This window comes from Neorhizobium sp. T25_13 (assembly GCF_002968675.1).
Lineage (GTDB): Bacteria > Pseudomonadota > Alphaproteobacteria > Rhizobiales > Rhizobiaceae > Neorhizobium > Neorhizobium tomejilense.
Genome location: NZ_PVBI01000014.1, coordinates 94,734 through 111,876, shown reverse-complemented (window position 1 = coordinate 111,876; position 17,143 = coordinate 94,734). Strand labels below are relative to the sequence as shown.

The 17,143-nt window shown below is 61.9% G+C and carries 15 protein-coding genes; 9 read left to right on the top strand and 6 right to left on the bottom strand.

The annotated features are described in order from the left end of the window. Nucleotides 1–36: 36 nt before the first annotated feature. The 5 genes from C5J22_RS25775 to C5J22_RS25755 all read left to right on the top strand — a co-directional run bounded on the left by C5J22_RS25775 (nt 37) and on the right by C5J22_RS25755 (nt 3,143). Nucleotides 37–714 (top strand): hypothetical protein, encoded by a 678-nt coding sequence (locus C5J22_RS25775; protein ID WP_105440551.1) that lies wholly within the window; start codon nt 37–39, stop codon nt 712–714. 109 nt (nt 715–823) lie between these two features. Continuing rightward, nucleotides 824–1,060, top strand: a complete 237-nt coding sequence (locus tag C5J22_RS25770) for a BolA family protein (RefSeq protein WP_007770085.1) — start codon at nt 824–826, stop codon at nt 1,058–1,060. 3 nt (nt 1,061–1,063) lie between these two features. After that, nucleotides 1,064–1,312 carry a hypothetical protein gene (locus C5J22_RS25765; protein ID WP_105440550.1) on the top strand — a complete coding sequence of 83 codons (249 nt, stop codon included), beginning with the start codon at nt 1,064–1,066 and terminating at the stop codon, nt 1,310–1,312. 156 nt (nt 1,313–1,468) lie between these two features. Beyond that, complete coding sequence (gene grxD, locus C5J22_RS25760; protein WP_007770088.1) at nt 1,469–1,804, top strand: Grx4 family monothiol glutaredoxin; 336 nt, start codon at nt 1,469–1,471, stop codon at nt 1,802–1,804. Nucleotides 1,805–1,895: 91 nt separating this feature from the next. Continuing rightward, entirely contained in the window at nt 1,896–3,143 is a 1,248-nt protein-coding gene (locus C5J22_RS25755; protein ID WP_371412669.1) for a multidrug effflux MFS transporter, read from the top strand. A 63-nt stretch (nt 3,144–3,206) separates the two neighbouring features. On the opposite strand, the gene C5J22_RS25750 is transcribed toward C5J22_RS25755, so the two are convergent. The 5 genes from C5J22_RS25750 to cckA form a co-directional block, all read right to left on the bottom strand. After that, nucleotides 3,207–4,031, bottom strand: a complete 825-nt coding sequence (locus tag C5J22_RS25750) for an inositol monophosphatase family protein (RefSeq protein ID WP_105440549.1) — start codon at nt 4,029–4,031, stop codon at nt 3,207–3,209. 50 nt (nt 4,032–4,081) lie between these two features. After that, complete coding sequence (ttcA, locus tag C5J22_RS25745) at nt 4,082–4,948, bottom strand: tRNA 2-thiocytidine(32) synthetase TtcA (protein WP_105440548.1); 867 nt, start codon at nt 4,946–4,948, stop codon at nt 4,082–4,084. 53 nt (nt 4,949–5,001) lie between these two features. Further along, nucleotides 5,002–7,662 carry an alanine--tRNA ligase gene (gene alaS / locus C5J22_RS25740; protein WP_105440547.1) on the bottom strand — a complete coding sequence of 887 codons (2,661 nt, stop codon included), beginning with the start codon at nt 7,660–7,662 and terminating at the stop codon, nt 5,002–5,004. Nucleotides 7,663–7,847: 185 nt separating this feature from the next. Further along, a complete protein-coding gene (gene recA, locus C5J22_RS25735) occupies nt 7,848–8,936 on the bottom strand; it encodes a recombinase RecA (RefSeq protein ID WP_038542844.1) in 1,089 nt (362 codons plus the stop codon). Between the two features lie 245 nt (nt 8,937–9,181). Beyond that, on the bottom strand, nt 9,182–11,794 hold the full coding sequence (gene cckA, locus C5J22_RS25730) for a cell cycle histidine kinase CckA (RefSeq protein ID WP_105440546.1): 2,613 nt from the start codon (nt 11,792–11,794) through the stop codon (nt 9,182–9,184). 252 nt (nt 11,795–12,046) lie between these two features. Here cckA and C5J22_RS25725 point away from each other — a divergent pair, with 252 nt between their 5' ends. Then, entirely contained in the window at nt 12,047–13,126 is a 1,080-nt protein-coding gene (locus C5J22_RS25725) for a flagellar biosynthetic protein FliO (RefSeq protein WP_105440545.1), read from the top strand. Nucleotides 13,127–13,230: 104 nt separating this feature from the next. On the opposite strand, the gene dksA is transcribed toward C5J22_RS25725, so the two are convergent. Beyond that, nucleotides 13,231–13,650 (bottom strand): RNA polymerase-binding protein DksA, encoded by a 420-nt coding sequence (dksA, locus tag C5J22_RS25720; RefSeq protein ID WP_007771163.1) that lies wholly within the window; start codon nt 13,648–13,650, stop codon nt 13,231–13,233. 270 nt (nt 13,651–13,920) lie between these two features. Here dksA and C5J22_RS25715 point away from each other — a divergent pair, with 270 nt between their 5' ends. The 3 genes from C5J22_RS25715 to C5J22_RS25705 all read left to right on the top strand — a co-directional run bounded on the left by C5J22_RS25715 (nt 13,921) and on the right by C5J22_RS25705 (nt 17,053). After that, nucleotides 13,921–14,430, top strand: coding sequence for a histidine phosphatase family protein (locus C5J22_RS25715; RefSeq protein WP_105440590.1), 510 nt, complete (start codon nt 13,921–13,923; stop codon nt 14,428–14,430). A gap of 77 nt (nt 14,431–14,507) precedes the next feature. Next, the gene (locus C5J22_RS25710; RefSeq protein WP_105440544.1) at nt 14,508–15,977 is read left to right on the top strand and encodes a YcjX family protein; all 1,470 of its coding nucleotides are present in this window, start codon (nt 14,508–14,510) and stop codon (nt 15,975–15,977) included. Further along, the gene (locus tag C5J22_RS25705) at nt 15,974–17,053 is read left to right on the top strand and encodes a YcjF family protein (RefSeq protein WP_105440543.1); all 1,080 of its coding nucleotides are present in this window, start codon (nt 15,974–15,976) and stop codon (nt 17,051–17,053) included. The genes C5J22_RS25710 and C5J22_RS25705 overlap by 4 nt, the downstream gene beginning before the upstream one ends. Nucleotides 17,054–17,143: the final 90 nt, after the last annotated feature.

Sequence of the window (17,143 nt, the reverse complement as noted above, 5' to 3'; positions counted from 1 at the left end):
TTTCTGAAATAGGAAAGTAAGCGCGCAAAAATGCTTATGCCGATTTTGACCTGGTTGAGGTCATCGGGCCCGACCTGGCACTACAAGCGCATCTGGCTCGATGCACTGATCGTCACCCTTTGCCTGAACGTTCTGGCTTGGATGATTTTTTCGAAGATGGGTATGACCACCCGCGACATCTTCAATGAAGACGGCCCCATCGAAGACATTCAGTCTGCTTCGCTTGCCATCGCCGCCCTTTTTGCCGTCATGGCGGCATTGGGGACGCGGATATTGGCCCGGTTCGTCGCAATCACGACAGCCTGCATCTCCATCATCTTCTTCATGCGAGAGATGCCACTATGCCGCGACAATGTGACAGTTTATTGCGTGTCGAAGACCTGGCTGCCGATTATTATCGGCGCGACCGCTCTCATCCTGCTGATCGCGACGATCGTGTTCGAATATCGCCATAGAGGAGGTCTTCTCCGAGCCATTCACCCGCGCCTCTCCTGGCCGCTGGCCCTGATTGCCGCCGCTCTCGCCTGCAGCCAATTTGCCGAGCATTTCGATATTGTCGTGATGGAGGAGAGCATCGAATCCTACGGTTTCATGATCCTGACCCTGAGCTCCATCTGGCTTTTCCGCTTCTCCCGCACCCAGCATCTTCCACCGCTCAGAACCCGAGCCAAAGCCAGCCTCCACAAAGTGAAACACGTATTCTTGCACCATTGAGGCGGAGCTGTTCGATCCAGCTTTGACCGGAGAGCAGCTTTGAGGCAGTGTATCCTGACAAAAGGTTCTGCGGTCTTGAGTCCCGCGGAGAGATAAAAGGGATGACATCATGGCTATGAGACCCGGTGAAATCGAAGACCTGATCAAGGCCGGCATTCCCGGTGCCAAGGTCACCATCCGGGATCTTGCCGGCGACGGCGACCATTATGCCGCGGAAGTGGTGGCAGAAGCGTTCCGGGGGAAAAGCCGGGTGCAGCAGCACCAGATGGTCTACGAGGCCCTGAAGGGCAATATGGGCGGCGTGCTCCACGCGCTGGCATTGCAGACTTCGGCTCCGGCGGAGTGAGCGATGCCTGACCTGATCAAGGAGATCGTTACCGGCCTGGTCGAGACTGCCCTGAAGGAACTTCTCGGTAAGTCGCATGGTCGGACGCCCGCCAAACGCAAGAAGCGGCAGATCCGCTCGGCCACTACCGGGCGTTTCGCCAGAAAGACTGCACGCACCAAGACCACAGCCAGACGCTCGGCGAAGCCGGCGACGAAACAAGTGAGCCGCCGGCGCACGACGGCAAGTCGCAGCAAGCAGCGCAGCCGCTGACCCCAATGTACCCGGTCCAAGGGTTAAACGGCAGTCATGCGAGGCAATAAGCGCTTTCCGACGGACTATTCCGCTGGAATTCCCGATGCCACGTTGCTATTTAAGGCAGATGACGCAGCGCAGCGGCCCTTGAAACCGCATGTGAAAGGATAGGACATGAGCGGAATTACCGATTTTATCGCCAACGAAGTGAAGACCAATGATGTGGTTCTCTTCATGAAGGGCACCCCGCAGTTCCCGCAGTGTGGTTTCTCCGGCCAGGTCGTGCAGATTCTCGACTATCTCGGCCTGGACTACAAGGGTGTCAACGTGCTCGCCGATGCGGAAATCCGCCAGGGCATCAAGGACTATTCCAACTGGCCGACCATTCCGCAGCTTTACGTCAAGGGCGAATTCATCGGCGGTTGCGATATCGTCCGCGAGATGTTCCAGTCCGGCGAACTGCAGACTCACCTGCAGGAACAGGGCATCAGCGTCCGCGGCGCGGCCTGAGATCTTCCGGGCTTCGGTCCGGGATTTTTATAAGATATTTTCAAGGCGCCGCTCCCAACGGCGCCTTTCACGTTGTTTTTAGGAAGCTGCTGTGACCAATCCTTCACAAACGGCCCCGGACCGCCTGCGCGGCATGGGCCGGGTCGAATTCATCGCGATGATGGCGATGTTGATGGCCATCAATTCGCTCGCCATCGACATCATGCTCCCTGGCCTGCAGGAGATCGGCGCCTCGCTCGGCGTCGTCAACGAGAACCATCGGCAATATGTCGTTTCCGCCTATCTCTTCGGCCTCGGCGCCGCGCAGATCATCTACGGATCGATCTCCGACCGTTTCGGTCGCAGGAACCCGATGCTCTTCGGCCTCGGCCTCTATTTCGTCTGCGCGGTCGGTGCCGTCGTCGCGCCATCGTTCGGAGCGCTGCTGGCCCTTCGCTTCATCCAGGGTGCCGGAGCGGCCGCAACACGGGTGATTTCCATTTCGATCGTGCGCGACGTATATGGTGGTCGCGCCATGGCGGAAGTCATGTCGCTGATCATGATGGTCTTCATGGTTGTGCCGGTCATCGCGCCGGCGACGGGCCAGGTGATCATGCTATTCGGCAACTGGCACCTGATTTTCGTGTTCATGGCAATCGCCGCGCTCGGCATCGGCTTCTGGATGTATTCGCGCCTTCCGGAAACACTCGATCCGGCCGATGTGCGTCCCTTCACCATTTCCTCGATCCTGCACGCCTTCCAGATGGTTCTGACCAATCGCCTCGCCCTCTGCTACACGATTGCCAGCACATTCATCTTCGGCGCCCTGTTCGGCTTCATCAATTCGGCCCAACAGATTTATGTCGGGATCTATGACGTCGGCGTCTGGTTTCCGGTGGTCTTCGCCTGCGTGGCGGTGTTCATGTCTGCCGCATCCTTCCTGAACGCCAAGTTTGTTGGGCGTTTCGGCATGCGGCGCCTTTCGCACGGCTCGCTGTTTGGCTTTATCGGCATCACGCTCGTTTGGATGCTCGTGCAGATCTTCGGGCCTCAACCCATGCCGCTCGTGATCTTCATCGTGTTTTTCGGGCTCGCCATGTTCCAGTTCGGCTGGATCGGCTCGAACTTCAATTCGCTCGCCATGGAGCCGCTTGGCCATGTCGCCGGAACGGCGTCAGCCGTCCTCGGCTTCATGAGCACGGTCGGTGGCGCGCTGATTGGCGTCGCGATCGGCCAGGCCTTCGACGGTACGGCCCTGCCTCTGGTCGCAGGCTTCTTCACCGTCTCGATCATCGGACTGATCTTCGTGCTGATCGGCGAAAAGGGAAAACTCTTCCAGCCGCATAATCCGAAGATCTGAGATACATTCCCCAACGAAAGAGGCCGGAGCAATCCGGCCTCTTTCTTGCTGATGGCCGCTATTTCAGTGGCCAATGATCTCGTTGCGCAGCATCTGCCAGCTTTCCTTGTCGGTCGCGAGCAGCAGCCCGCCGTCGACATGGTGCGGCATGTAGGGGGAACCGTCGAAGCGCGCCACGTAACCGCCCGCCTCCGTGCCGATCAGCGTGCCGGCCAGATGGTCCCAGGGCATCAGCTTGTTGTAGAGCACGAACTGCACGTGGCCGCCGGCAAAGGTGCGGTATTCATGGGCCGAGCAGCGATAATTGGCGAAGAACCGGACCTTGGCGAGATTGCCGAGAATCCGCTCCCGCTCGCCGCCGAAGAAATATCCGGGCGATGCCATGCCGATCATGGCTTCGATCGGCCGGGTTTCGGCGACAGCAAGGCGGATCGCTTCGCCGTCCGGACGCCGCAGGAACGCTCCGGCGCCCCTTTCCGCCATGACCCAGTCATCGCCCATCGGATCGTAGATGATCCCGGCGACCGTCTCGCCCTTCCAGACGACGGAGGCCATGACGCCGAAGGCGGGGATGCCCGAGGCGAAGTTGAAGGTGCCGTCGACAGGATCGACGACGACGGCGAAATCCGCATCGGCGAGCTTGGCGAGCAGCGACGGATCGGCCGCCACCGATTCCTCGCCGACGAAGAGGGCGCCGGGCGCAAAGGCTTCGAGCTCACGGCGGATCATCCGCTCGGCGGCCTCGTCGGCCTCGGTCACCAGGTCGGACGGCTCGCTCTTGGAGCGGACGTCGCCGCTGCCGAGCCGCCGGAAACGCGGCAGGATTTCGGCCTTGGCGGCGAGGCGCAGAAGATCGGCAAGCTTCGTGATGTCGAGCGGAAGGGTCATGACGTGGTCTCTTGGGGGATTGGTGCGGGAAGACTGGGTTCGGGAGGAATTCAGAGACTTTGGGTGGCTTGCAGGCCGGAAAAATCGAAGAGTTTCGGATCGAGCAGGTGCGACGGGTTCACGTGCGCGAGCGCGCGCAGCATCGTATCCTTGCGGCCCGGCATGCGGGCCTCGATATCGGCAAGCATCGCCTTCATGGAATTGCGCTGCAGGCCATCCTGCGAGCCGCAGAGATCACACGGGATGATCGGGAACTGCAAGGCGGCGGCGAATTTGGCCAGATCGTCCTCGGCGCAATAGGCAAGCGGCCTCAGCACCATCACGTCGCCCTCGTCGTTCAAGAGCTTTGCCGGCATGCCCGCGAGCCTGCCGCCATGGAAAAAGTTCATGAAAAAGGTTTCGAGTATGTCTTCCCGGTGATGGCCGAGCACCAGAGCATCGCAGCCCTCTTCGCGGGCGATCCTGTAGAGGTTGCCGCGCCGCAGCCTGGAACAGAGCGAGCAATAGGTGGCGCCTTCCGGGACCTTTTCCTTCACGATCGAATAGGTATCGCGATATTCGATGCGGTGCTTCACGCCGATCGAAGCGAGGTATTCCGGCAATATATGCTTCGGGAAGTTCGGCTGGCCCTGGTCGAGATTGCAGGCAAGGAGTTCCACGGGCAGCAGGCCGCGCCATTGCAGATCGAGCAGTATGGCGAGCAGCGAATAGGAATCCTTGCCGCCGGAGACACCGACCAGCCAGCGTTTCTGGCCGTTCAGCATGCCAAAATCGTCGAAGGCCTGCCGCACCTGCCGGAGCAGGCGCTTGCGCAGCTTGTTGAACGAAACCGAGCTCGGCGCATCCCTAAAGAGCGCCGGCACGAGGCCGCTTTCGACCTCGTCCAGCTCGTCGTCGATCTTGGCCGTCACGCCCATTGGTCTTCCTTTGAAACCGAAAAGCGGGCCATACCCGCTTCCGGTGTTTGTCGTCAGGCGCCGAGAGCGGCTGCCACCGCGTCAAGCGCCTCATTGGCCTTGGCGCCATCGGGGCCACCAGCCTGGGCCATGTCCGGACGGCCGCCCCCGCCCTTGCCGCCAAGCGCCACAGATGCGATTCGGACCAGGTCCACGGCGCTGAAGCGCTCGACCAGATCCGGCGTGACCGCGACCACGGCGCTTGCCTTGCCGTCTTCCGAAACGCCGATCAGCGTGACGACGCCGGAGCCGAGGCTCGCCTTGCCTTCATCCGCCAGGCCCTTGAGGTCCTTTGCATCGATGCCGTTGAGCGCCTTGCCCATGAACTTGATGCCGCCGATCTCCTTGAAATCGCCGGCCGAACCGCCCTGCCCGCCGCCCATGGCAAGCCGGCGCTTGGCATCCGCCAGTTCCTTCTCGAGCTTGCGGCGCTCGTCGATCAGCGCTTCGACGCGCGACACCAACTCCGCCGGCTGCACCTTCAAGGCGCCGGCGAGCGTCTTCACGCGCTCATCCTGCTCAGCGAGATAGGCCCGCGCCGCCTCGCCCGTCACGGCTTCGACACGGCGAACGCCGGCGCCGACGGCACTTTCGCCGAGAACGCGGACAAGGCCGATATCGCCGGTCGCGTTGACATGCGTGCCACCGCAGAGCTCGACTGAATAGGGCTTGCCGGCCTTCGGACCTTCGATCGCCTTTCCCATCGCAACGACGCGAACTTCTTCGCCGTATTTTTCGCCGAACAGCGCCATGGCGCCTTCGGCGATCGCGTCGTCGACGCTCATCAGTCGGGTCGTGACCGGTGCATTCTGCAGGATGATGGCGTTTGCCATGTCCTCGACCTTCTGCAGTTCCTCCGCCGACATCGGCTTCGGATGCGAGACGTCGAAACGCAGCCGCTCGGGCGCTACCAGCGAACCCTTCTGGGCCACGTGGGTGCCGAGCACTTCACGAAGCGCCTCATGCAGCAGATGGGTGGCCGAATGGTTGGAACGCAGGCGCGAGCGACGGACGTGATCGACTGTCAGCGCCACCGCATCACCGACCTTCAACGTGCCTTCAGCGACGGTCGCGACGTGGACGAACAAGCCTTCGCCCTTCTTCTGGGTATCCGAGACATTCAGCTTGGCATTGTCGGTCGAGATTACGCCGGTATCGCCCATCTGGCCGCCGGATTCGCCGTAGAACGGCGTCTGGTTGACGACGATCTGGATCTGTTCGCCGGCGGAGGCGCTGTCGACAGCCTTGCCGTCGCGAACGATCGCCTGCACCACGCCTTCAGCGGTTTCCGTGTCATATCCGAGGAATTCGGTCGCGCCGTGCTTTTCCTTGAGTTCAAACCAGATCGTTTCCGTCGCCTTGTCGCCGGAACCGGTCCAATGCGAGCGGGCTTCCGCCTTCTGGCGCTGCATGGCGTCGGTGAAACCGGAAATATCGACGCCGATTTCGCGGGCGCGCAAAGCGTCCTGCGTCAGATCGAGCGGGAAACCGTAGGTGTCGTAGAGCTTGAAGGCGGTCTCGCCATCGAGCATGTCGCCCTTGTGAAGCGTGTTCGTCGCATCCGACAGCAGCGAAAGGCCGCGCTCCAGCGTCTTGCGAAAACGGTTTTCCTCGAGCTTCAGCGTTTCCGAAATCAGCGATTCCGCACGCACCAATTCCGGATAGGCGCGGCCCATCTGCTGGATGAGCGCCGGCAGCAGTTTCCAGAGCAGCGGATCGCGGGCGCCGAGAAGCTGCGCATGACGCATGGCGCGGCGCATGATGCGGCGAAGCACATAACCGCGGCCTTCGTTCGAGGGCAGGACGCCGTCGGCAATCAGGAACGCGGAGGAGCGCAGGTGGTCGGCGATGACGCGGTGGCTGCCGCGATGCTCGCGTTCCGCCTTGATGCCGGTCGCCTCTTCCGAGGCAGAGATCAGGGCGCGGAACAGGTCGATATCGTAATTGTCGTGCTGCCCCTGCAGGACGGCTGCAACACGCTCCAGGCCCATGCCGGTGTCGATCGACGGGCGCGGCAGGTCGATCCGTTCTTCCTTCGTCACCTGCTCGTACTGCATGAAGACGAGGTTCCAGATCTCGATGAACCGGTCGCCGTCCTCTTCCGGCGAACCGGGCGGGCCGCCCCAGATATGGTCGCCGTGGTCATAGAAGATTTCCGAGCACGGGCCGCAGGGACCGGTATCGCCCATCGCCCAGAAATTGTCGCTGGTCGGAATGCGGATGATCCTGTCGTCCGAAAGACCGGCGATCTTCTTCCAGAGGTCGAAAGCCTCGTCATCGGTGTGGTAGACGGTGACCAGGAGGCGCTTGGCGTCGAGGCCGAATTCCTTGGTGATCAGGTTCCAGGCAAGCTCGATCGCATTCGCCTTGAAATAGTCGCCGAAGGAGAAATTGCCGAGCATTTCGAAGAAGGTGTGGTGACGAGCGGTATAACCGACATTGTCGAGGTCGTTATGCTTGCCACCGGCGCGAACGCATTTCTGTGCCGTCGTCGCGGTCGTATAGGGGCGTTTTTCAAGACCGGTGAACACGTTCTTGAACTGAACCATGCCGGCATTGGTGAACATCAGCGTCGGATCGTTGCGCGGCACCAGCGGACTGGAGGAGACGACCTCGTGTCCGTTCTTTCGGAAATAGTCGAGGAAGGTCGACCGGATTTCATTCACGCCGCTCATGCTACGCCCTTTTTACCGCCGGATGCGGTCCTATTATTCGAAAACCAAAGGCTTGTATCGCCCACACCCCCAACTGTCCAGCCGCCCCGCCGCCTAACCGAACGAGAAACCGGCCGCACATCTTTCCATGCGCGGCCGGTTCAAAAGCAATCAGCCGGAGAAAACTCCGAGTGCGGCGGGAGGGCTTACATATCTGCAGCCGCGTCGCCGTCGTCAGCGTCCGGGCCGCCATTCTGCAGGAAACGGTCGGCGATGAGGCCGGCATTCTGGCGGAGCGACGTCTCGATCTCGCGGGCGAGTTCGGGATTGTCACGCAGGAAGGTCTTGGCGTTCTCGCGGCCCTGGCCGAGGCGCTGGCTGTTATAGGAGAACCAGGCACCTGACTTCTCGACGATGCCGGCCTTGACGCCGAGATCCACCAGTTCGCCGGTCTTGGAAACGCCTTCGCCATACATGATGTCGAATTCGACCTGCTTGAAGGGAGGCGCCATCTTGTTCTTGACGACCTTGACGCGGGTCTGGTTGCCGACCACTTCCTCGCGTTCCTTGACCTGGCCGATACGGCGGATGTCGAGGCGAACAGAGGCGTAGAATTTCAAGGCGTTGCCACCGGTGGTGGTTTCGGGGGAACCGAACATCACACCGATCTTCATGCGGATCTGGTTGATGAAGATCACCATCGTATTCGACTTGGAAATCGAAGCGGTGAGCTTGCGCAGCGCCTGGCTCATCAGGCGTGCCTGAAGGCCCGGCAGGCTGTCGCCCATTTCGCCCTCGATTTCGGCGCGCGGCGTCAATGCCGCAACCGAATCGATAACGAGCACATCGACGGCACCGGAACGGACCAGCGTGTCGGTGATTTCAAGCGCCTGCTCGCCGGTATCCGGCTGCGAGATCAGAAGGTTCTGGAGATCGACGCCAAGCTTGCGGGCATAGACCGGGTCGAGCGCATGTTCGGCATCGACGAAGGCGCAGATGCCGCCCTTCTTCTGGGCTTCGGCGATCGTCTGCAATGCAAGCGTCGTCTTGCCGGAGCTTTCCGGGCCGTAGATTTCAACGATGCGGCCCTTCGGCAGGCCGCCAATGCCGAGCGCGATATCGAGGCTGAGAGAGCCGGTGGAAACCGTCTCGATTTCGACAATGCTCTCGTTTGCACCGAGCTTCATGATCGATCCCTTACCGAAGGACCGTTCGATCTGCGACAATGCCGCTTCCAGCGCCTTACTCTTGTCCACGCCTTTATCCTCTACGAGCCGCAAACTATTCTGTGCCATCTGGTCCCACCTTTAGGTTATTGCCGCCGCGCACGCAATGAAGCAGCCGATAAAGGTGATGTACCTATTTTGTTCTCATTTGACAAGGGTCGCTCAAGCGATTGAGTCAAAATAGATATTTCGATTTCGTTCTCAGGATGTTCACGCCCGCCTGGGTGTGGAAAATTCCCGTTTGAAATCAAAGCTGCGCCGCAATTTGACGAGGAAATCGCGGCGCTTGAAATTTATGAGAGACAATCCGATTCTCACTCCGAATCGAGCATTTCCCGGACCGCCACGGCAAGCTGCTTCAGCGAGAAGGGCTTCGGCAGGAAGCCGAACTTGGCGTCGGCCGGCAGGTTGCGGGCAAACGCATCCTCGGCATAGCCCGAAACGAAGATGAACTTCATGTCCGGATAGATCTTGCGCAGCTCGGTCAAAAGCGTCGGCCCATCCATTTCCGGCATGACGACGTCGGAGACGACGATATCCACCTTGCCCTGCAGCTCTTCCATGATGTCGAGCGCTTCGGTGCCGGAACCCGCCTCGTGCACGGTGTAGCCACGGGTTTCCAGCATGCGCTTGCCGCCGCGGCGGACGGCCTCCTCGTCCTCGACGAGCAGGACCACCGCCGACTTTCCCGTGAGGTCGAGGTCGTCGGAAGCAGGCGTCGACACGACAGGCGCGATAGCGGCCGGCTGCGCCTGCGTACCGGTTGCGGTAACGTCCTGGACGATGACAGGCGTTTCGGGAATGTGGCGTGGCAGGAACATGCGGAAACTCGTGCCGCGTCCGACTTCCGATTCGGGATAGATATAGCCGCCGGACTGTTTGACGATGCCGTAGACCATCGAGAGGCCGAGGCCGGTGCCCTTGCCCACTTCCTTGGTGGTGAAGAACGGTTCGAAGATCTTGTCCATGATTTCGGGCGAAATGCCCGTGCCGGTGTCGGAAACCTCGACCATCACGAAATCCTCGGCCGGCAGATCCGCCTGGTTGAAACCGCCGGCATCCTCGGCGGATACATTGCGGGTCTTGATCAGGATCGTGCCGCCCTGGGGCATGGCATCGCGCGCGTTGACGCAGAGGTTGATCAGCACCTGCTCGAATTGCGACAGGTCGGTGCGCACCGGCCAGAGATCGCGGCCGTAGTCCACTTCGAGCTTCACATTGGTGCCGGAGATCAGCCGGTCGACCAGCATGCGCAGGTCGCCGACGACATCGGTGAGGTTCAGCACCGCCGGACGCATGGTCTGCTTGCGCGAGAAAGCGAGCAGCTGGCGCACCAGCACGGCGGCGCGGTTGGCGTTGCGCTTGATCTCCATCAGGTCGGCAAAGCTCGCGTCGGAGGGGCGCGCCTGCAGCAGGAGGTGATCGGAGGACAGAAGGATCGCGGTCAGGACGTTGTTGAAGTCGTGGGCGATGCCGCCCGCCAGCGTGCCGACCGCATTGAGCTTCTGGGTCTGGGCCATCTGGGTTTCGAGCGCCTTCTGCTCGGTCGTCTCGACGGCGTAGACGATCGCGGCTTCTTCCGGCGCCTCGTCGCTCTCGTCGATCACGGCGTTCACATAGAAGCGCACATAGCGGTTCTCGTCACCGGGGTGGCGCGAATCAATCGGGGCGATATCGCCCTGCCCGTCCTTGGCAGCGGCAATCGCCTGCATCAGATGCTGGCGTGAATTGTCGTGAACGATGCGGTCGAGTTCGATACCGGCATCCACGTCGTCGCGGGAAACGACGCCGGCAAACAGTTTGAGGAACGGCGCATTGATGCGCAGGATCCTGCCCTCGCCATCGACGGAGGCGATCGCCATCGGCGTGTTGTTGAAGAAGCGCGTGAAGCGCATGGCGGAAGCCGACTGGTCGCCCTCGCCGCCCTTTGGCCGTGCCAGCACGATGGTCCGGCTCTCGCCCGGCGCACCATCGCGGGTGGCGCTGACATTGTGCACCAGGCGCACGGGCAGGCTCTGGCCGTTGGCGCGGCGAAGGTCGAGATCGAGCGTCTCAGTGCGTTTCAGCCCGGGTGCGGCCTGCACCGACTGGATCAGCGCCATGCCCTCGCCTGCCACCAGATCGGCGATTGTCACCGAGCGCGGCACGAACTTGGTCAGGTCGATGCCGAGCCACTCGGCAAGCGTGGCGTTCAAATAGAAGATTTCACCCTTCTTGCCGGCGGAGAAGAACCCGGCGGGCGCATGGTCGAGATAGTCGATGGCGTTCTGCAGTTCGCGGAAGAACCGTTCCTGGTCGTCTCGTTCCGAGGTGATGTCGGTGATCTGCCAGATGTCGAGCTGGCCCTTGCGGCTGTCGGCGGGCGTCAGCAGCCGTGCCTTGAGACGGTACCAGTGTGCACCGGAACCGTTGCCGGTCGTCCGTCCGATCGGCTGGAGAAGCCGGAACTCCTCATGGCCTTCCCGGCCTTCGCGCAGAGCCGTCGTCAACCTGTAAAGCGCCTCGGTCGATTCGCGGGTCTTAGACAAAAGCGCTTCGAGCGACTGCACGTTGCTCGCCTTGGTCGCGCCGGTCATCCGGCCATAGGCGGCATTGGCGTAGAGAATACGGCCCTTGGCGTCGGTGATCAGAATTCCGTCGGGATGATTGGCGAGGAAACCGCGGGCCAGCTCGTCAGAACGCGACTGCGGCATGACCTCGACGAGGCCGATGATCGACGACACCAGGAAGAAGATGCCGACCATGGCGAGAATGCCGAGCAGGCCGAGCACCAGTTCGTTGTCGAGCGCATGCTGAAACAGCACGAATCCGGCGGCCACGCCACAGAGAACGAGCGCCAGGAGGACGATACGGATGATGGTGCCGCCACGCGTCCCTTTTTCCACCAGGGGCGCCTCGTAGTTGCCGCTCTGCTGCAACTTCGTCATCAATTCCTCGCATTTCGACCGGCGCTGCGGCCATGAACATTCAGGGATCGGGAATCCCGCGATTCCTTATTAGCAAGTTGCAGGTTAAGCAAAAAGCTCTGCTTCGCCACAAAACCCGGGACAGTTTGGCGGAGTGACCTATCTTTGCTTTTCTACGCTGTTTTTCAGCGCGGGACAGTGACAGTTAGCAGCTTGCTTCGGTAGGAAAAAAGTCGTTTTTTACCGCGGCGTTCATATGAGGAGTGGCAAGAGATGTTCGAAGAGCTGATGGGCGCCTATGGAGGCCGCCTGGTAATCGCAGTCGTCGGCGTCGGCATTGGGCTTCTCGTCCTGATCGGCGTGCTCTGGCTCATCCGCAGCCGTTCCGGCCCTTCGCCCTTCGTGCGCGGCGGCAAGAACCGCCAGCCGCGGCTTCAGGTCCTGGATGCGGCGGCCGTCGATGCAAGGCGTCGCCTGGTTCTGATCCGCCGCGACGGGGTCGAACACCTGATCATGATCGGCGGACCGACCGATATCGTCATCGAAAGCGGAATATCGACGGCCGCACATGCCATGCCGGCGACAGCGGCCAGCCGGTTCCAGCCGATGGACATGACGGTTCCCGCTCAGGCCGCAGCCGCCATGGAAGCCCGACCGGCTGCCGTTGCCGAACCACGCCCTGCCCCGATCCCACGCCCCGCGGCTCCGGAACCGCGCGTCGAGCCGGCCCGGGAAAGCGTCGTGCCGCCGCGAGAGACGCCGCGCGCCGCTCCGCCGGCGGCTCCCGCTAGCGGACCCATACCGATGAGCGGCACACTGGCGCCGCGGCCTGCATCGCCTGCCCAGGCCAACAACGCAGCAGCTGCCGAGCCGGCCGCCGCCCCCCGGATCGAACCGCCGGCACGTCAAGCCCCGGAGGTAAAATCCGAACAGTTGCGGCCGATCGCGGCACTGGCAGCCGCTGCTGCACCTCCGCTGCCGCCTGCCCCAGCCCCTGCCCAGGTTCCGGCTTTCGACGACGCAGCCGACGTGCTCGACGCCGCCCGCGGGCGGGTCTTCCAGGAAGCACCCGAGTCGCGCGCCGTGCCGGTCAGCGCCGCGATCGTGCCGCCTGCCCTGCAATCGGCCGCCGACAAGCCGAAACAGCTCGGCAGCGATTTTGAGCGGATTCTCGAAGAGGAAATGGCCAACAACCTTGCGGCCCGCGAAACTGCCGTCATCCCTCAGCCGAATCGCCAGATACAGCCAAGGAACCCCGGCGTCCCGCCGGTCACCGGTGCCACGCCGGAACCGAGCCTGCAGTCGGAAGTCGCCCGCATCTTCGGCGAGATGTCCGTCACCCGCGACAAGTGAGCTGGCACCCGCGACAAGTGAGCCGGCGCTAGGATTGAATTTTCTGCCAAGAAAAAAGGCACGGAAAACCGTGCCTTGAATTCGTTTTCGACTGATCGGGCGGATTATTCGTCCCGATAGACCTTTTCGCGGCGCTCGTGGCGTTCCTGTGCCTCGATCGACAGCGTGGCGATCGGACGAGCGTCGAGACGCTTGAGACCGATCGGTTCGCCCGTTTCCTCGCAGTAACCGTAGGTGCCATCTTCGATGCGCTGCAAGGCGGCATCGATTTTGGAAATCAGCTTGCGCTGGCGGTCACGGGCTCGAAGCTCGATAGCTCTGTCGGTTTCGGAGGAAGCCCGGTCGGCGAGATCCGGGTGGTTGGCGCTCTCTTCTGCCAGGTGACCCAGCGTTTCGCGCGCTTCTCTCAGGATATCGTTTTTCCAGGCGATAAGCTTTGCCCGGAAATACGCCTTCTGATTTGCATTCATGAACTCATCGTTTTCAGAGAGCACATAATTGCTAAGATCGATCTTCTCACTCAACGCGATTCTCCTGAAGAACATCTCATGCGGCGCTCTATATCCTATCCTCCCATCCGGATTCAAGCCTCGCGCTCAGTATTAAGGCATTTTTAAAACTGTCATAAAAATCCGCTAAACGGCTATTTTTTAAGCTTTTATTCTGAACGTCCGAAACTCTTCTCCACAGGAGGCTTTGCCGGGCCAGCCTAATTCAGAACATCTGCGGCAGTTGACGAGTCTCGTGCCGAAAGGCTACCCATCGCTTCCATCCTCTCACTAGCGGTGCCGGGCATGACGACGATCACTCCTCCTCCTTCCCGCATCTACCTGCTGCGCCATGCCAAATCCGGCTGGGCGGAGCCGGGACAGCATGACTTCGATCGCCCTCTCGACAATCAGGGTTTCGCACAGGCCGAGATCGTTGCCGACAAGGCCGCCGATCGCAACTACAGGCCTGATATCCTTCTCAGTTCCACCGCCACGCGATGCCGCCAGACCGCCGAAGCGATCCGCCGCGCGATCAGCGAGGAGATCGAGCCTGTCTTCATCGACGAACTCTACAACGGCTCGCTCGGCACCTACCTTGCGATTCTTGGCGGCCAGCGGGACAGCAACTCGGTCATGCTCGTCGGCCACAACCCGACCATGGAAGAAGTGCTGGAAGGGCTGATCGGCGCCGACCAGATGGTGGCGGCCATCCCCGGCGGCTATCCTCCTGCCGGCCTCGCCGTGCTCGACTATCGCGGCTTTGTCGCCGGCTCGGATGGAGCCTGGACACTGACCGACTTCCTGACGGCCTGAACTGGACCCAGGCGACGGCTTTGCGGCCTCGCTCCGGCTTCCTATATAGGCGTAAACTCTGGACCCGGAACGACGCCTTGCCGCCTTCGCTTACCAGCTTCTCGGATGACGCGCGCATCGCGCTCGACAATCTCGCCGACCGTGCCTCGGGCCTCGTGCATCCGACCATCAGGCTCGGCGTGACCGGCCTGTCGCGGGCCGGCAAGACCGTGTTCATCTCGTCCCTCGTCCACAATCTCCTGAACGGCGGCAGGTTGCCGCTCTTCGAGGCGTTCCGGTCCGGCCGGATCTCCGCCGTGCGGCTCGAGCCGCAGCCGGACGACGCCATCCCGCGCTTCCAGTACGAAGATCACATCCAGGCCCTGGTGCGCGACCGCATCTGGCCGGATTCGACCCGCGCTATCTCGGAACTGCGCATCACCCTCGACTACCAGAGCGCCAGCGGCTGGGGCCGGATGTTTTCGCGCGGTCGGCTGTCGATCGACATCGTCGACTATCCGGGCGAATGGCTGCTCGACCTGCCGCTGCTGGCGCAGGATTTTCGCACTTTCAGCGACAATACCGTAACCCTTGCCGGGACCGGCATCCGCGAGGAATTGTCGCGGGAATGGCTCGCCCTCGCAAACGGCATAGATGCGGACGCTCCGGCTGACGAAATGACCGCGAGGCGGTTGTCGGAAGCCTTTGCGGGCTACCTCAAGGCCTGCAAGGCGGACGAACGGTCGCTTTCGACCCTGCCGCCCGGCCGTTTCCTGATGCCCGGCGATCTCGAAGGCTCGCCGGCGCTGACTTTTGCGCCGCTGCCGAACATGTCCGAGACCAAAGCGCCGAAAGGCTCGCTGCGGGCGATGATGGAGCGCCGCTACGAGGCCTACAAGAACGTCGTGGTCAAGCCGTTCTTCCGTGAGCATTTCGCGCGGCTCGACCGCCAGATCGTGCTGATCGACGCGCTGCAGGCGATCAATCGCGGACCCGAAGCGGTGCAGGATCTCGAACGGGCGCTGACCGACGTGCTCGCCTGTTTCCGTCCCGGCCATAACAGCTTCTTCTCCTCCCTGATCGGCCGCCGGATCGACAAGGTGCTGGTCGCGGCCACCAAGGCGGATCACCTGCACCACGAAAGCCACGACCGCCTGGAACGGCTCACCGGCCGGCTGGTCGATCGCGCCGTGCAGCGGATCGGCATGGCCGGCGCCGGCATCGAGGTGATGGCGATCGCATCGGTGCGCGCCACCCGCGAGGCGACCGTCAAGGAAGACAATCATCTCCTGCCGGTCATCGTCGGCACGCCGATTGCGGGCGAGATGATCAATGGCGAACGTTTTGACGGAAACAAGAAGACTGCGATATTTCCCGGCGACTTGCCGGAAAATCCTGAAGCATTTTTTCAACAGCTGGATTCCATCCACGCGGAGCTTCCGGAGATCAATGTGGTGCGCTTTCGTCCGCCGGCGCTGGAAGAGGCTAACGGCGGCATGAAGCTCTCCGTGCCACATATCCGGCTCGACCGCGCCATGCAGTTCCTGTTCGGAGACCGCCTCGCATGAGACCGCCCGAATCACCTCAGAACGGCAAGCGCCGCCCCGCATCTTTCTTGGTCGAAGAGGAAAGTGCTGCCCGAAACGAAACCTTGCCTGTCCCTCGCCGCAGCCCGCGCAGCTTCGAGGACGGCGTCGTGGTGACGCCCGACGAACAGGATCCGTTCGCGACGCCGCCCGAACTCGCCGCAGAAGCCATCCCGGTCGCTGAGCCCCAGGCCCGCAAAAAATTCTCGTTCGTCAACCTGGCGGCGGCCGCTTTCGGCACCTTCCTGTCGCTCGCCTTCGGCCTGTGGGCCGATAGCGTCATCCGCGACCTGTTCACCCGTGCCGACTGGTTGGGATATGCGGCGCTTACCGCGCTTGCCATCGGGCTTGTCGCCGTCGCCGTGATCGTCGGCCGCGAAATCTTCGGCATGATGCGGCTTTCCGCCGTCCAGACCCTCAAGGCCCAGGCGGAAGAGGCAGCCCTTTCCCCTCGCCCTGCAGCTGCCCGCACCGTCGTCGCCGCGCTCACCAAGATCCTCAGTCACCGGGCAGAGACCGCCAAGGGCCGCGCCAACCTCGACGCCACCAAAGACGAGATCATCGACGCCCCGCAACTCATCGAACTGGCCGAACGGGAACTCCTGGCGCCGCTCGACCGCAAGGCCCGCGCGCTCATCCTCGGATCGTCCAAACGTGTCTCGATCGTCACCGCCGTCAGCCCGCGCGCCATCGTCGATCTCGCCTATGTGCTTTTCGAAGTGACGCGACTGATTCGCGCCATGGCCGAGCTTTACGGCGGCAGGCCGGGCACGCTTGGGCTCATGAGGCTGATGCGGGACGTCATCGCCCATCTCGCCGTGACCGGTTCGATCGCCGTCGGCGACGGTGTCGCGCAACAGCTTCTGGGACACGGCCTCGCCTCCAAACTGTCCAAGCGTTTGGGCGAAGGCGTGATCAATGGCCTGCTGACCGCGCGAATCGGCATCGCCGCTATGGATCTCTGCCGGCCGCTGCCCTTCCGGGCGGTCAAAAGGCCCGGGATCGGCGATTTCATCTCGGATATCGCGACCGTCGGCGGGCGAAAAGATGAACAATAGGGTGTCCGACCATGGCTCAAACCCGGCCATCGTCACCACTCGTTAACCATTCCCACCTAAATTACGGGACACTTAAAGTTGCTGCTCGTC

What these genes read in the sequence shown, in the direction of transcription:
- C5J22_RS25775 (WP_105440551.1), top strand. Translation starts at nt 37, where the DNA reads ATGCCGATTTTGACCTGGTTGAGGTCATCGGGCCCGACCTGGCACTAC.
- C5J22_RS25770 (WP_007770085.1), top strand. Translation starts at nt 824, where the DNA reads ATGGCTATGAGACCCGGTGAAATCGAAGACCTGATCAAGGCCGGCATT.
- C5J22_RS25765 (WP_105440550.1), top strand. Translation starts at nt 1,064, where the DNA reads ATGCCTGACCTGATCAAGGAGATCGTTACCGGCCTGGTCGAGACTGCC.
- grxD (WP_007770088.1), top strand. Translation starts at nt 1,469, where the DNA reads ATGAGCGGAATTACCGATTTTATCGCCAACGAAGTGAAGACCAATGAT.
- C5J22_RS25750 (WP_105440549.1), bottom strand. Translation starts at nt 4,031, where the DNA reads ATGACCCTTCCGCTCGACATCACGAAGCTTGCCGATCTTCTGCGCCTC.
- ttcA (WP_105440548.1), bottom strand. Translation starts at nt 4,948, where the DNA reads ATGGGCGTGACGGCCAAGATCGACGACGAGCTGGACGAGGTCGAAAGC.
- alaS (WP_105440547.1), bottom strand. Translation starts at nt 7,662, where the DNA reads ATGAGCGGCGTGAATGAAATCCGGTCGACCTTCCTCGACTATTTCCGA.
- recA (WP_038542844.1), bottom strand. Translation starts at nt 8,936, where the DNA reads ATGGCACAGAATAGTTTGCGGCTCGTAGAGGATAAAGGCGTGGACAAG.
- cckA (WP_105440546.1), bottom strand. Translation starts at nt 11,794, where the DNA reads ATGACGAAGTTGCAGCAGAGCGGCAACTACGAGGCGCCCCTGGTGGAA.
- C5J22_RS25725 (WP_105440545.1), top strand. Translation starts at nt 12,047, where the DNA reads ATGTTCGAAGAGCTGATGGGCGCCTATGGAGGCCGCCTGGTAATCGCA.
- C5J22_RS25715 (WP_105440590.1), top strand. Translation starts at nt 13,921, where the DNA reads ATGACGACGATCACTCCTCCTCCTTCCCGCATCTACCTGCTGCGCCAT.
- C5J22_RS25705 (WP_105440543.1), top strand. Translation starts at nt 15,974, where the DNA reads ATGAGACCGCCCGAATCACCTCAGAACGGCAAGCGCCGCCCCGCATCT.